Consider the following 14,706-nt stretch of genomic DNA (forward strand, 5'->3'; position numbering starts at 1 on the left):
TCACACCGCAGATGGGGAGACTCCCCCCGGAATGTCACCGTTCGGTCCCAAGTCGTCCGGGTCCGCCGCCGGGTGGTCCCGGAGGGTGCGCCTCCGGGACCTGCCCTGGTCGGACCGGTGATCAGCGCAGGGCGGAGCCCGCCGTCCACTGCGGCCAGCCGACGTTCCACCCGGAGAGGCCGTTGTCGGCGGCGACGGTCCCGTCCGTGGAGTTGACCACCTCGACCACATCGCCCACGAGCGTCCGCTCGAAGAACCAGCCCGCCGGGGTGTCCGAGCTTCCTCCCTTCACGTCGCGCAGCCCGATACAGCCGTGACTGGTGTTCTCCGAGCCGAAGATGTCGGGGGACTCCCAGTAGTTGCCGTGCAGGAAGGTGCCCGACTTCGTCAGCCGGATCGCATGGGGCACGTCCTTGATGTCGTACTCACCGCCGAAGCCGACGGTGTCACCGTTCATCCGGGTCATGTCGTGCAGCTCGGAGACCACCATCTTCCCGTTGTACGTGGTCGTCTTCTCGGCGCCCGCGGTGATCGGCACCGTGCTGACGGTCTCGCCGTCGCGGCGTACCTCCATGGTGTGCGCCCGCGCGTCCACCACGGACGTCTGGGAGCGGCCCACCTGGAAGGTCACCTTCTTCTGCTGGCTCCCGTACACCCCGGGCGCGCCCTCCACATCGCGCAGCCCCACATCGACGGTGACCTCGGTGCCCGGCTCCCAGTACTTCTCGGGGCGGAAGTCCAGCCGGTCCTTGCCGAACCAGTGGCCCACCACTTCGACCTCGGGATCCGTGGTGATCCTGATGGCCTTCTCGACCGCGTCCCGGTGGGTGACGGGACGGTTGAAGTCGAAGGAGATGATCATGCCGGTACCCACGGTGGACCGGTTCTCCGGCTTGAAGTAGCCGATGAAGCGGTCCTTGGGCACCAGCGTGGTGAAGGAGGTGTTGCGGGCCGATCGATGGCCGTCACCGTCGACGGCGACGGCCTCCACGCTGTACTTCCCGGCCAGCCCGAGCCGGTATCCGGCGTCCCGGGGAGCCCACGAACGGCCGTCCTTCGCGATCCGGCCCGGTACCTCCTGCTCTTCCGCGTCCTCCATCCGGGTCACCTTCACCCGCTCGATGTGCCCGTCGGGGACCTCCACCCCGAGCGGACTGTCGGCGCCGACGTTCGCGGCACCGTCCTTGGGTGTGATCCGGATGGCGTCCCCGGGAGAGCGGTCGTCCCCGAAGAACGACGTCGCATCGGTGCAGCCCGTCAGTAGGACCAGCACGGTGAACAGTCCTGCCCATGTCAGCACGGCGGCCGAACCCGCCCGTGCTCTCTTCGCTACGTGGTTCACGCTCCCCCCAACGACGTGACCGCCCGGGGGAAACGTGAGGGCGGGGCCACCGGTGGGCAGAACAGAGGGAGGACACCGCCAGGGAGGCCGCGGCCGGGACGCCGCTCACTCCTTCTGCCGGGTGGCCGCTCCTACGAGCCGCAGGAGGCTGAGAGGTGTCGAGCACAGCCGAGCAGGAGGAAACTCCGCGTGCGACGGGGCAGGTGGTGGTTGCCCGGCCGGCCCCGAAGCGCGAACCGGACGAACCACCCGTATGGCCGGGTGCACCGATGCCGTTGGGCGCACGCTTCCGGGTCGGGCCCGACGGGGTCGCGGGCACCAATTTCGCCCTCTGGGCGGGTGGTGCCGAGGCCGTCGAGCTCTGCCTCTTCGACGAGCGGGGCACCGAGACCCGGCTCCCGCTGACCGAGCTGACCCATGAGATCTGGCACGGCTTCGTCCCCGGGGTGGGTGCCGGACAGCGGTACGGCTACCGGGTGCACGGCCGCTGGGACCCCTGGACGGGGGCCCGCTGGAATGCCGCGAAGCTGCTCCTCGACCCGTACGCCCGCGCGGTGGACGGATCGTTCACCCTGCCGCCCGAGGTGTACGGCCATGTGAGGGACTGGCCCGAGCAGCATGTCGCCGACACCGTGCGCGACGACCGGGACTCCGCGCCGTACGTCCCCAAGGCCGTCGTCGTGCACGACGACGACCCGTGGGTGGAGGACCGCAGGCCGAAGACCCCGTGGGCGGACACGGTCATCTACGAACTGCACGTACGCGGCTTCACCAAGCTCCACCCCGACATCCCGCCCGAGCTGCGCGGCACGTACGCCGGGCTCGCCCACCCCGCGGCCGTCGGCCACCTCAAGCGGCTCGGTGTGACGGCCGTGGAGCTGCTCCCCGTCCACCAGTTCGCCCACGAGGACCATCTGCTGCGGCGCGGACTGCACAACTACTGGGGCTACAACTCCATCGGCTACTTCGCGCCGCACGCGGACTACGCGGCGAGCGGCACGGCCGGCCGGCAGGTCGGCGAGTTCAAGCAGATGGTGCGCGCCCTGCACGACGCCGGGATCGAGGTGATCCTCGACGTGGTCTACAACCACACGGCGGAGGCCGGCGAGCTCGGCCCGATGCTCTCCCTGCGCGGCATCGACAACCGCGGCTACTACCGCCTCCAGCAGGACGCCCGCCGCTACGCCGACTACACCGGCTGCGGCAACACCCTGCACGTCGTCCAGCCGCAGGTCCTGCGGCTGATCACGGACTCCCTGCGCTACTGGGTGACCGAGATGGGCGTCGACGGCTTCCGCTTCGACCTGGCAGCCGCGCTCGCCCGCTCGATGCACGACGTCGACATGCTCTCCCCCTTCCTCGCGGTGATCGCCCAGGACCCCGTGCTGCGCCGGGTCAAGCTGATCGCCGAACCGTGGGACGTCGGCAACGGCGGCTACCAGGTGGGCGCCTTCCCTCCGCTGTGGACCGAGTGGAACGACCGCTACCGGGACGCCGTACGCGACTTCTGGCGCGGCGCCCTGCCCGACGTACGCGACATCGGCTACCGGCTCACCGGATCGAGCGATCTGTACGCCTGGGGCGGCAGGCGGCCGTACGCCTCGGTCAACTTCGTCACCGCGCACGACGGCTTCACCCTGCGCGACCTCGTCAGCTACGAGAACAAGCACAACGAGGACAACGGCGAGGACAACCGCGACGGCACGAACGACAACCGTGCCTGGAACGGCGGCGCCGAGGGCGAGACCGACGACCCCGCCGTCAACGCCCTGCGCCTGAAGCAGCTGCGCAACCTCCTGACGACACTGCTCCTGTCGACCGGGGTGCCGATGCTGGTGGCGGGCGACGAGATGGGACGTACGCAGGGCGGCAACAACAACGCCTACTGCCAGGACAACGAGATCAGCTGGCTGGACTGGTCACTCCTCGACGAGCCCAGGTGGCGGGAGCTGACCGAGCTGACCGCCCGGGTGCTCGCCCTGCGCCACCGCCACCCCGTGCTGCGCCGCCGCGCCTTCTTCTCCGGGACCCCGCAGGCCCCGGACGGCCTGCGGGATCTCGCCTGGTTCACCGCACAGGGCGCGGAGATGACGGAGGGCGACTGGTACGCGCCTGCCGCGACGCTCGGGCTCTATCTCTCCGGGCGCGACATCCCTGGCCGGGACGCCCGGGGCGGGCAGATCACCGACGACAGCTTCCTCGCGGTGCTGCACGCGGACCAGGGGCCCTGCGGATTCCAGCTCCCCGGCCCGCCCTGGGCCCAGGCCTACGAACTGGTCCTGGACACCGCGCGGGACGAGCAGTCCACCGCGCCCGGCACGCTCCACAGGGGCGGCACGGAACTCACGGTGGAGGGCAGGTCGGTGCTGCTGCTCCGGGTGGCGGAGTAACGCTCGCGGGTGAGGTGGTAAGACCGGAAAACCACGTGAGCGATGTCAGTGGTGAACCATAGGCTCGGTCCTGATGCCCGAACAACCTGCAGAGCCCACGGACCGGTCCGCCGTGCGCTCCCTCCTGCGCCTGTGGCCCTATGTCAGACCGGTGCGTGTGCGCTGGATCAGTGCCGCCCTCGTGGCGGTGCTCGCGTCCTGTCTCGCCCTGGTGATCCCGCTGATCCTGAAGTGGATGGTCGACGGGCCCGTCGCGGACCGTGATCCGGGCGGGGTCTGGCTGGGGGCTCTCTACCTGCTGCTGCTCGGGATCGTCGAGGCCGGTCTCTTCGGGCTGCGGCGCTGGCTCGTGGCCAGACCGCTGGCCGGCGTCGAGGCATCGATGCGCGCCGACCTCTACCGCCATCTCCAGCGGCTGCCGGTGGCGTTCCACGACCGCTGGCCCTCCGGGCAGCTGCTCTCGCGCGGGACCACGGATCTGATGCTGCTGCGGATGTTCCTGGCCTTCCCGCTGACGTTCCTCCTGGTCAACGGCACGACGATCCTCGTCGGCTTCATCATCCTGTTCGGCCAGGACTGGTCGCTCGGTCTGGTGCTGCTCACGCCCGCCGTCCCCCTGATGATCCTGTGCTCCCTCTTCGAGACGAAGTACTCGCTGGTGGCGCGCAAGGCCCAGGACCAGGTCGGCGATCTGACGACGGTCGTCGAGGAGAGCGTGCTAGGCATCCGGATCGTCAAGGGCTTCGGCCGTAACCGCAGCCAGGCGCTGGCCTTCCGCGCGCTCGTGCAGCGGCTGCGCTCCACGGAGCTCGGCAAGGCACGGCTGCTAGCGGGGATCTGGGCGCTGATCACGGCCATCCCGGAGCTGGCGATCGGCGCCGCGCTGGTGCTCGGCACGATCCAGGTCGCGGACGGCGATCTGTCCGCGGGCACCCTCGTCGCGTTCCTCTCGACGGCGCTGGCGCTGCGCTGGCCGGTCGAGTCGATCGGCTTCCTGCTGGCGATGAGCCAGGAGTCGGCGACGGCGGCCGACCGCTTCTTCGAGGTGATGGACGTCGCGGAGGAGCCGGAACCCGAGCCCGGGACGCCAGGTGAGGGCGCCGACGGTGCCGGGCGGGGCCTCGTCTTCGAAGGGGTGGAGTTCCGCTACCCGGACGCCGGTCCCGGCTCACCCCCCGCGCTCGCCCGGATCGATCTGCGGATCCGTCCGGGCGAGACGATGGCCCTGGTGGGCGCGACCGGATCGGGGAAGACGACGCTGACGGCGCTCGTCCCCCGGCTGCACGAGGCCACCGGTGGCCGGATCCTGCTGGACGGCGAGGACATCGCCACCATGGAGCGCTCCCGGCTGCGCGAGCTGGTGTCGGTGGCCTTCGAGGAACCCACCCTCTTCTCGGCGACCGTCGGGGAGAACGTGCTGATGGGCGCGGAGGACGCGAGCGAAGGGGAGCTCCACCGGGCGCTTTCGGTCGCACAGGCCGACTTCGTGCACGACCTGCCGCAGGGTGTCGGCACCCAGGTGGGCGAGCAGGGGCTGAGCCTGTCCGGCGGTCAGCGGCAGCGCCTCGCGCTGGCCCGCGCCGTCGTCGGTACACCGCGCTTCCTGGTGCTCGACGACCCGCTCTCCGCCCTGGACGTGCACACGGAGACGCTGGTGGAGGCGGCTCTGCGGCGTGTGCTGGCGGAGACGACGGCCCTGGTCGTCGCCCACCGGCCGTCCACGGTGATGCTCGCGGACCGGGTGGCGCTGCTGTCCGAGGGCCGGATCAGCGCCGTGGGCACCCATCAGGAACTCCTGCGCACCCACGCCGAGTACGCCTGGCTGATGTCGGGCGCCGATGACTCCGGTGTTCTCGTCCCCGAGGAGGGCAGCACCCGATGACCAGTACGACTGCCGACGGACCCGCACTCGCCGACGACGACCTCGCCGGGGCCGGACCCGGCCGGGCTCCGGACGGCGATGACGTCTTCGACGCCGACGCCCTGCCCGCGCCCCGGGGCGCCACCCGGATCCTGCTGGCCTCCCTGCTCGCACCGCTGCGGACCAGGGTGGTCGTGGCCACCCTCCTGCTGCTCGTCCAGCAGGCCGCGGTGCAGGCGGGGCCGCTGCTCGTCGCGTACGCCATCGACAGCGGGGTGCCCGCCTTCCGGGACCACGACTACGGTCCGCTGGCCGCCGTCGGCATCGGATACGCGGCATGCTCGGTCGGCGCCGGGGCCCTCCAGTACGCCTTCATCCGGGCCGCCGCCCGGATCAACCAGGACGTGCTGCTCGATCTGCGCGGCCGTATCTTCCGTCATGCGCAGGCGCTGAGCGTCGACTTCCACGAGCGCTACACCTCGGGCCGGCTGATCTCCCGCTCGACCACGGATGTGGAGTCGCTGCGCGAGCTGCTGAGCGAGGGCCTCCAGGAACTCATCGGGGTGGTCCTCTCGTTCGTGTCGATCTCCCTGATGCTGCTCTGGCTCGACCTCGGCATCGGCTCCATCGCCGTGGCCTCCTTCGTCCCGCTGTATCTGCTCGTGCGGAACTACCGGCGCCGGGCGGCCAAGGCGTACTCGGCGCGCTCATCGGCCATCGCCACCGTCATCGTGAAGTTCGCCGAGACGATGAACGGCATCCGTCCCGTGCAGGCCTTCCGCAGGGAGCGGGCCAACGACGCGGACTTCGCGGTGTTCAACCACCGCCATGAGCGCACGAACGGCGATGCGCTGCTGGAGATGGCCCGTTACGTCGTCGGCTCCCGGCTCATGGCCAACACGGCGGTGGCCGCGATGGTGCTGTGGGGTGCTTACCGGGTGGCGTCGGACACGCTGGCGCTCGGTGTCCTGGCCGCGGCGGTGCTGTATCTGCGGCGGCTGTACGACCCGATCGACCGGCTCGCGATGTTCCTGAACTCCTATCAGTCGGCGGCGGCTTCGCTGGAGAAGATCGCGGGCCTGCTCGCGCAGACGCCCACGGTGCCCGAGCCCGTCGCTCCGAAGGAACTGCCCGTGCTCACCGGTGAGCACCCGGGCCGCGAGGTCACGTTCGACGGGGTGCGGTTCGCCTACCGCACGGGCGGCGAGGTCCTGCCGCGCTTCGATCTGACGATCCCGGCGGGACGGACGGTGGCCGTGGTCGGCTCGACGGGTGCGGGCAAGTCGACGCTGGCCAAGCTGCTGGCCCGCTTCTACGACCCGACCGACGGCCGGGTCCTCCTGGACGGCACCGATCTGCGCGACCTGGCGACGGCCGAGCTGCGCAGGGGCGTGGTCATGGTGACCCAGGAGGCGTTCCTGTTCTCCGGGACGATCGCCGAGAACATCGCGATCGGCCGTCCCGATGCCACGCCCGAGGAGATCGAGCACGCGGCCAAGGCCATCGGGGCGCACGACTTCATCAGCTCCCTGCCCGACGGATACGACACGGATGTCCGTAAGCGGGGCGGCCGGATCTCCGCGGGACAGCGTCAGCTCGTGGCGTTCGCACGGGCGTTGCTCGCGGACCCGGCGGTGCTGATCCTCGACGAGGCCACCAGCTCGCTGGACATCCCAGGTGAGCGGGCGGTGCAGCGGGCGATGGACACGGTGCTGCACGGCCGCACCGCGGTCGTCATCGCGCACCGGCTGTCGACGGTGGAGATCGCGGACCGGGTCCTGGTGATGGAGCACGGCCGGATCGTGGAGGACGGTGTCCCGGCCGAACTCATCGGCGGCACGGGCCGGTTCGCCGGCCTGCACCGCACATGGCGGGAGAGCCTGGCCTGAGGGCCGGGTCCGGGATCCCGCTCCTGGCCCGAGGAGGTCGGGTGCGGGATCCCCGCATGCGCCGCTACCGCGCGCCGTAGGCCGCCCATCGCCGGAGGGTGAATCCGCCGCCCTCTCGCCCGACCTCCACGGCACCCGCCCCGCCGAAGTGCGCGGGGATGACCAACTCCCCCGCAGATCCGGGACGGCGCGTAACTGGCCACAGTTGCGCGCCGTCTCAGCACGTGGTCCCCTTCGCTTCCCCGCACGCACCTCGGATGCGAGGGATACCGACGGAAACCCCTCTCTGCCCTGCGGCGCACGGAGAACGGCCGGCGTGACGATCGAGGGCGCCACGGAGATGACACGCGGCGAAACGTCCGCTTAACGAACACACCCCTTCGGGCACCGGACGAGTTCCGGCCAATCTGTTGACGCGGTCCTGACATACACCCGCTCCGGCTGACACTCTTCCCCCGTTCCACGCACCGCCTGCTCCGCCCGGTCCGCTCACCCGGCAGACCGTCGCCCCCCCCTCGCAGAAGGAGCCCGCGTGAGACCCACCTCCAGCCGTCGTGCCACCGCGACCGGCGCTCTGATAGCCGCAGCCGCCCTCCTCGCCGTCGGAATGCAGGGCGGTGCCGCAACGGCCGCCCCCGAAGCCGCGAGCGCCGCCCCCGCGGCAGCGGTGAAGGGCGCCGACCCCGGCGCGCTCCCCGCGAAGCTCTCCCCCTCCCAGCGTGCCGAACTGCTCCGTGAGGCGGACGCCACCAAGGCGGCCACCGCCGGTGAACTCGGGCTCGGCGCAACGGAGAAGCTCGTCGTCCGCGATGTCGTCAAGGACGTCGACGGCACCACGCACACCCGCTACGAGCGCACCCTGGACGGTCTCCCCGTCCTCGGCGGCGACCTGGTCGTGGCCGAGTCGAAGTCCGGCACGACGAAGGCCGTCACCAAGGCGTCGAAGGCGACCGGGGCCCAGCTGAAGGCGGTCGGCACGACGGCGGACATCGCGCCGGCCACCGCCGAGAAGCAGGCGCTCGGCGCCGCCCGGGCCGACGGCTCGAAGAGCACCGAGGCGAGCAAGGCCCCGCGCAAGGTCGTCTGGGCGGCGAGCGGAACCCCGCAGCTCGCCTACGAGACCGTCGTCGGCGGCCTCCAGCACGACGGCACCCCGAACGAGCTGCACGTCATCACGGACGCCACATCGGGCGCCGAGCTCTACACGTGGCAGGCCGTCGAGAACGGCATCGGCAACACCCAGTACAACGGCCAGGTCACCCTGGACACCTCGGGCTCGGGCAGCTCGTACAACCTCACCGACACGACGCGCGGTGGCCACAAGACGTACAACCTCAGGAACGGGACGTCCGGCACCGGCACCCTGTTCTCCGGCACCGACGACGTCTGGGGCGACGGCACCGCGTCGAACCCCGAGACGGCCGCCGCCGACGCCCACTACGGGGCCGCGGAGACCTGGGACTTCTACAAGAACGTCATGGGCCGCACCGGCATCAGGGGCGACGGTGTCGGCGCGTACTCCCGCGTCCACTACGGCAACAGCTACGTCAACGCCTTCTGGACCGACAGCTGCTTCTGCATGACCTACGGCGACGGCAGCCGCAACGCGGCCCCGCTGACCTCGCTCGACGTGGCGGCCCACGAGATGTCGCACGGAGTCACCTCCCACACCGCGGGGCTCAACTACAGCGGCGAGTCGGGCGGGCTCAACGAGGCCACATCGGACATCTTCGCGACGGGCGTGGAGTTCTACTCCGACACCGCCGAGGACCCGGGCGACTACCTGATCGGCGAGAAGATCGACATCAACGGCGACGGTACGCCGCTGCGTTACCAGGACAAGCCGAGCAGGGACGGCGCGTCCAAGGACTCCTGGTACTCCGGGATCGGCAACATCGACGTCCACTACTCGTCGGGCCCGGCCAACCACTTCTTCTACCTGCTCTCCGAGGGCAGCGGCGCCAAGACCGTCAACGGGGTGGCCTACGACTCCCCGACGGCCGACGGCCTTCCGGTGACCGGCATCGGCCGGGACAAGGCGCTGCAGATCTGGTTCAAGGCGCTCACCACGAAGTTCACCTCCACCACCAACTACGCGGCGGCCCGCACCGGCACCCTCGCCGTGGCCGGTGAGCTGTACGGCACCACGAGCGCCGAGTACACCGCGGTCGCCGACGCCTGGGCGGGCATCGCCGTGGGCTCGCGTCCGACGGCGACACCCTCCGCACAACAGCGGTGACACAGCGCGGCGCCGGGAGGCAGTCCCCTCCCGGCGCCGCTCAACGCGTCAGCCCGACGGGTTCGCGCCCCGGCCGGGGATGATCTGCTCGGCCCAGACGATCTTCCCGGTCGCCGTGCGGCACGAACCCCAACTGCGGCACAGCAGGTTGATGAGCTGGAGCCCCCGGCCCCCCTCGTCACTGACGTCGGCGTGCTGGATCTGCGGCAGGTCGGGCCCGGTGTCGGCCAGCTCCACCTGGAGCCGCTCGTCGCGCAGCAGCCGGAGGCGGCCCGGGCCACCGCCGTAGCGCAGGGCGTTGCCGACCAGTTCGCTGACCACCAGCTCCGTCACATCGGCGAGTTCGGCCAGGTCCCACCGCGTGAGCTGCTCCGTGACGAGGTTGCGCGCGGTGGAGGCGGGGTTGCCTTCGGTGGGCAGGTCCCACTCCTGCAACTCCACCTCGGGGGACAGCTCATGGCCCCCGGCCACCAGCAACACCGCCTCGTCGAAGCGGCCGTCGTCCTGCCTCGGCCGGGTCAGCGGACCGCCCGCGTCGAGCTCCTCGGGCGTCATCGAGGCCACGGAGGCGCGCAGTGACTCCAGTTGGACGTCCACGTCGTCGGTGCGGGTCTTGATCAGGCCGTCGGTGTAGAGGACGAGCCGGCCACCGGCCGGGCCGCGCAGCCTCAGCGGGTCGTAGGGGATGACCCCGGCGCCCAGCGGCGCTCCGACCGGCATCTCCGGATAGCGGGTGGTGCCGTCCGCCTCCACCAGCAGCGGCGGCGGGTGACCCGCGCTGGCGATGGTGTAGCTGGAGTCCGCCGGGTCGTAGACCGCGCACAGACACGTGGCGACCTGGTCGTCCTCCAGGTCCCGAGTGGCCAGGTCGAGCCGGGCGAGCAGCCGGTCGGGCGCGATGTCCAGCATCATCAGCGTACGGGCGACGGCCCGCAGCCTGCCCATCGTGGCGGCGGCGGGCAGCCCGTGGCCGGTGACGTCGCCGACGACCAGTGCCGTACGCCCGGCGGGGAGCGCCACCACGTCGTACCAGTCGCCGCCCACCCCGTGCGCGTCGACGGCCGGCGCGTAGTGGGCGTGCACCCGCAGGCCGGGGGTGTGCGGGGTGGCGCGCGGGAGCAGGGTGCGCTGGAGCGAGACGACATGCTCGCGCTCGCGCCCGTAGAGCCGGGCGTTGTCCATGAACACGGCCGCTATGGCGGCCAGCTGTCCCGCGAGGTCCAGATCGGCGCGGTTGAACGGCGGGCTGTCACCCGCGCGTACGAAGTCGGCCGAGCCCAGCAGGACACCACGGGCGACCAGTGGCACGGCCAGGTAGCTGTGGACGCCCTGACGGCGCATCGCGTCGGCCGCGCTCGGCGTCGGTGTGACACGGTCGTAGTCCTCGTCGGTCATCCGGCTGACCAGGACGGGCCGTCCGTTGCGCAGGCACTCGGTGGTCAGCAGCGTCTCGCGCAGTGCGGTGCGGTCGACCACCTCGCCCACCGGGGCGGGTTCGAGTTCGTCCAGCGTGTCGATGGAACGCACCGCCATGGCACGGGTGACGGGCACCGCCGCCCCGGTGACACGCTCGCCCTCCTCGCCGCGCAGCACGGACTCCAGCAGGTCGACGGCGGCACCGTCGGCCAGCCGCGGGACACTGAACGCGGCGAGCTCCTGGGCCGTCCGCTCCAGGTCGAGCGTGGTGCCGATCCGGGTGCTCGCGGCGTGCAGCCACCGCATCCGGGCGGCGGTGGTGAAGCGGTCGCCCCGCGAAGGGCCCGCGGGTTCCGGGCGGCGGACGTACAGCTGCCGTGAGGTGCCGTGCTGGGCGGCCAACCGACGGGTCAGGCGTCTCGCTCGGCCTCCGCCGCCGTTCACCGTGCTGACCTCCACTCGCGCCCGGTGGGACGCATCGCTGTCACGTCGGTGGCCGGGAGGCCACACCGGCCGGGCTGTCATGTTAGCGAGATCACGGCGAAAACACCCCCGCCCGTCCGCGCCGGACGGACAGACGGACAGACGGACAGGCGGACGCGCGGGTGGGCCCGGCGCGGGGACACGCCGGGCCCACCCTGGACGGGACGCGTCAGCGCAGGAGCACTCCGCCGCCCTCGCCCGTGGCCGCGTTCGGCACAGCGACCAGGCCCAGTTCCGCGCCCGACGCGAGCCGGGGGTGGGAGGGCAGGACACGCACGGTGTAGCCGTAGGGGCCCGTACGGTCGAGGGCGAGCGGGCCCTCGTACAGCCAGCGGTCCTCCAGGTCGTGACCGCCCGCCGGCTTCAGCGGGAACGTCTGCGGCTCGGCGATCGCGTCCCCCGAGTCGACGCGCCCCGCGACCACCTGTACCTCCACGTCCTCGGGGTCGAGGCCGCCCAGGGCGATCCTGACCCGGAGCGCCAGGGTGGACCCCAGCTCGGCGGAGCCACCGACGACCGTGTCGGCCGTCGCCTCCACATGGTCGACCGCCACCTGCGGCCAGGCCGCACGGATCCTGGTCTTCCACTCCGCGAGGTCACGGGCAGCGGCCGGCTCCAGCGCCCGCCTGGAGTGCGCCGCCGGGGCGTAGAGCCGCTCGACGTACTCACGCACCATCCGGCCCGCGAGGACCTTGGGGCCCAGGGTGACCAGCGTGCGGCGGACCATCTCGATCCACCGCTCGGGCAGGTCGTCGGCGTTGCGGTCGTAGAAGCGGGGGGCGACCCGGTCCTCGATCAGCGCGTAGAGGGCGCCGGCCTCCAGCTCGTCGCGCCGCTCCTCGTCGGTGGCGGAGCCGTCGGCGGTCGGGATCGCCCAGCCGAAGTCGGGCTCGAACCACTCGTCCCACCAGCCGTCGCGCACGGAGAGGTTGAGGCAGCCGTTGAGCGCGGCCTTCATCCCGCTGGTGCCGCAGGCCTCCAGGGGACGCAGCGGATTGTTGAGCCAGACATCGCAGCCCGGGTAGAGCTTCTGCGCCATCCCCATGCCGTAGTCGGGCAGGAAGACGATGCGATGACGCACCCGGGGGTCGTCGGAGAACCGCACCAGCTCCTGCACCAGCCGCTTGCCGCCGTCGTCGGCGGGGTGCGCCTTGCCCGCGACGACGATCTGAATGGGGTGCGTCGGGTGGAGCAGCAGGTCACGGAGCCGGTCACGGTCGTGCAGCATCAGCGTCAGCCGCTTGTACGAGGGCACCCGGCGGGCGAAGCCGATGGTCAGCACGTCCGGGTCGAGCACATCGTCGATCCAGCCCAGCTCGGCGGTGCCGGCGCCGCGCCTGCGCCAGGAGGCGTAGAGGCGTTTGCGTACCTCGGTGACGAGCTGCTCGCGCAGTCCTCTGCGCAGCTCCCAGATCTCCCGGTCGCCGACGGCGGTCACGGCGTCCCAGCGCCGGGGCGTGCCCGCCGCCCCGCCGTCCGCGCCGGTCCGCTCCTCGACCTCGGCCCCGGCGAGTGCGTTCTCCGTGCGTTCGGAGCCGAACTTTCCGGCGCCGAGCCGGAGCACCTCGGGGGCGACCCAGGTCGGGGCGTGCACCCCGTTGGTCACCGAGGTGATCGGCACCTCGGAGGGGTCGAATCCCGGCCACAGCCCGGAGAACATCTCCCGGCTCACCGCGCCGTGCAGGCTCGAGACCCCGTTGGCGCGCTGGGCGAGCCGCAGCCCCATCACCGCCATGTTGAAGAGCTCGGGCTCACCGCCGGGATAGGTCTCCTGCCCGAGGCGCAGGATGCGCTCCACGCCGAGACCGGGCAGCTCGCCGTCGTCACCGAAATGACGGGCCACGAGCTGGCGTTCGAACCGGTCTATCCCGGCGGGCACCGGGGTGTGGGTGGTGAACACCGTGCCCGACCGCACGACCTCCAGGGCGGCGTCGAAGTCCAGACCGGTCTCGGAGAGCTCCTGGATCCGTTCGAGACCGAGGAACCCGGCGTGCCCCTCGTTGGTGTGGAACACCTCGGGCACCGCGTGCCCGGTCAGCCGGCAGTAGGTGCGCACGGCGCGCACCCCGCCGATGCCGAGCAGCATCTCCTGGAGCAGCCGGTGGTCGCTGCCGCCGCCGTAGAGCCGGTCGGTGACGTCGCGTTCGCCGGGCGCGTTCTCCTCGACGTCGGAGTCGAGGAGCAGCAGGGGGACACGCCCGACCCGGGCCTGCCAGATCGAGGCGTGGAGCGAGCGGCCTCCGGGCAGGGCGAGCACCACCCTGCTGGGGGTGCCGTCGGCCTCCCGCAGGAGGGTGAGCGGCAGCTCGTTGGGGTCGAGCACGGGGTAGTGCTCCTGCTGCCAGCCGTCCCGGGACAGGCTCTGGCGGAAGTAGCCGTGCCGGTAGAGCAGACCGACCCCGATGAGCGGTACGCCGAGGTCGCTGGCGGCCTTCAGATGGTCACCGGCCAGGATGCCGAGGCCGCCCGAGTACTGGGGCAGGGCCGCGGTGACCCCGAATTCGGGTGAGAAGTAGGCGATGGCCGCGGGGAGCTCCGCGCCCTGGGACAGCTGGTTCTGATACCACCTCGGACCGCCGAGGTACTCCCGGAGGTCATCGGACACCTCGGTGAGCCGGCGCATGAAGTGCTGGTCCCCGGCGAGCTCGGTGAGGCGCGCCGCGGAGACGGCACCGAGCAGCCGCACGGGGTCGGCGTCCGCGGGCCGCCAGCCCTCCGGGTCGGCCGCCTGGAAGAGCTGCTGGGTCTCGGTGTGCCAGGACCAGCGCAGGTTGCGTGCGAGGTCGCTGAGCGGTTGCAGGGGTTCGGGGAGGACGGGACGCACGGTGAATCGACGAATGGCCTTCACGTATCCCACCTTTACAGGGGACCTGCGGATCCGAGGGGACGCACGACGGTGGGCGCCCTCTCCGTCACCCTCGACGGTAGCGGCGTGCCGCCGTACGCGACCACGGCGCGCGACCGGCTCAGTGGGTCCGGCGCGGAGCGGTCCGCCCGCCCCTGTCCCGGCGCCGCACCGCGCGCGCCCTCTCTCCGCCGGCTCCTGGAACCGTCCTGCCGCCCCGGTCCCGCCGGTATCTCCGGCC

At 71.6% G+C, this 14,706-nt stretch carries 6 protein-coding genes and 1 pseudogene; 4 read left to right on the forward strand and 3 right to left on the reverse strand.

The annotated features are described in order from the left end of the window. Positions 1 to 121 precede the first annotated feature (121 nt). Positions 122 to 1,342: an Ig-like domain-containing protein gene (locus OG623_RS09610; protein ID WP_406145832.1), complete on the reverse strand. Its 1,221-nt coding sequence runs from the start codon at positions 1,340 to 1,342 to the stop codon at positions 122 to 124. A gap of 155 nt (positions 1,343 to 1,497) precedes the next feature. Here OG623_RS09610 and glgX point away from each other — a divergent pair, with 155 nt between their 5' ends. From glgX to OG623_RS09630, 4 genes and pseudogenes are all read left to right on the forward strand, one after another. Continuing rightward, positions 1,498 to 3,732 (forward strand): glycogen debranching protein GlgX, encoded by a 2,235-nt coding sequence (glgX, locus tag OG623_RS09615; RefSeq protein WP_406145833.1) that lies wholly within the window; start codon positions 1,498 to 1,500, stop codon positions 3,730 to 3,732. Between the two features lie 73 nt (positions 3,733 to 3,805). Then, entirely contained in the window at positions 3,806 to 5,614 is a 1,809-nt protein-coding gene (locus tag OG623_RS09620) for an ABC transporter ATP-binding protein (protein WP_406145834.1), read from the forward strand. Next, entirely contained in the window at positions 5,611 to 7,482 is a 1,872-nt protein-coding gene (locus tag OG623_RS09625) for an ABC transporter ATP-binding protein (protein ID WP_406145835.1), read from the forward strand. Before OG623_RS09620 ends, OG623_RS09625 begins: the two co-directional genes overlap by 4 nt. A gap of 532 nt (positions 7,483 to 8,014) precedes the next feature. Further along, positions 8,015 to 9,691 (forward strand): annotated as a pseudogene (locus tag OG623_RS09630) (M4 family metallopeptidase); the annotation flags it as partial. Between the two features lie 78 nt (positions 9,692 to 9,769). Here OG623_RS09630 and OG623_RS09635 read toward each other — a convergent pair. Both OG623_RS09635 and glgP read right to left on the reverse strand, forming a co-directional pair. After that, positions 9,770 to 11,581: a SpoIIE family protein phosphatase gene (locus tag OG623_RS09635; protein WP_406145836.1), complete on the reverse strand. Its 1,812-nt coding sequence runs from the start codon at positions 11,579 to 11,581 to the stop codon at positions 9,770 to 9,772. A gap of 208 nt (positions 11,582 to 11,789) precedes the next feature. After that, positions 11,790 to 14,468: an alpha-glucan family phosphorylase gene (gene glgP, locus OG623_RS09640; RefSeq protein WP_406145837.1), complete on the reverse strand. Its 2,679-nt coding sequence runs from the start codon at positions 14,466 to 14,468 to the stop codon at positions 11,790 to 11,792. Positions 14,469 to 14,706: the final 238 nt, after the last annotated feature.

Source organism: Streptomyces sp. NBC_01012 (assembly GCF_045162755.1).
Classification (GTDB): Bacteria; Actinomycetota; Actinomycetes; order Streptomycetales; family Streptomycetaceae; genus Streptomyces.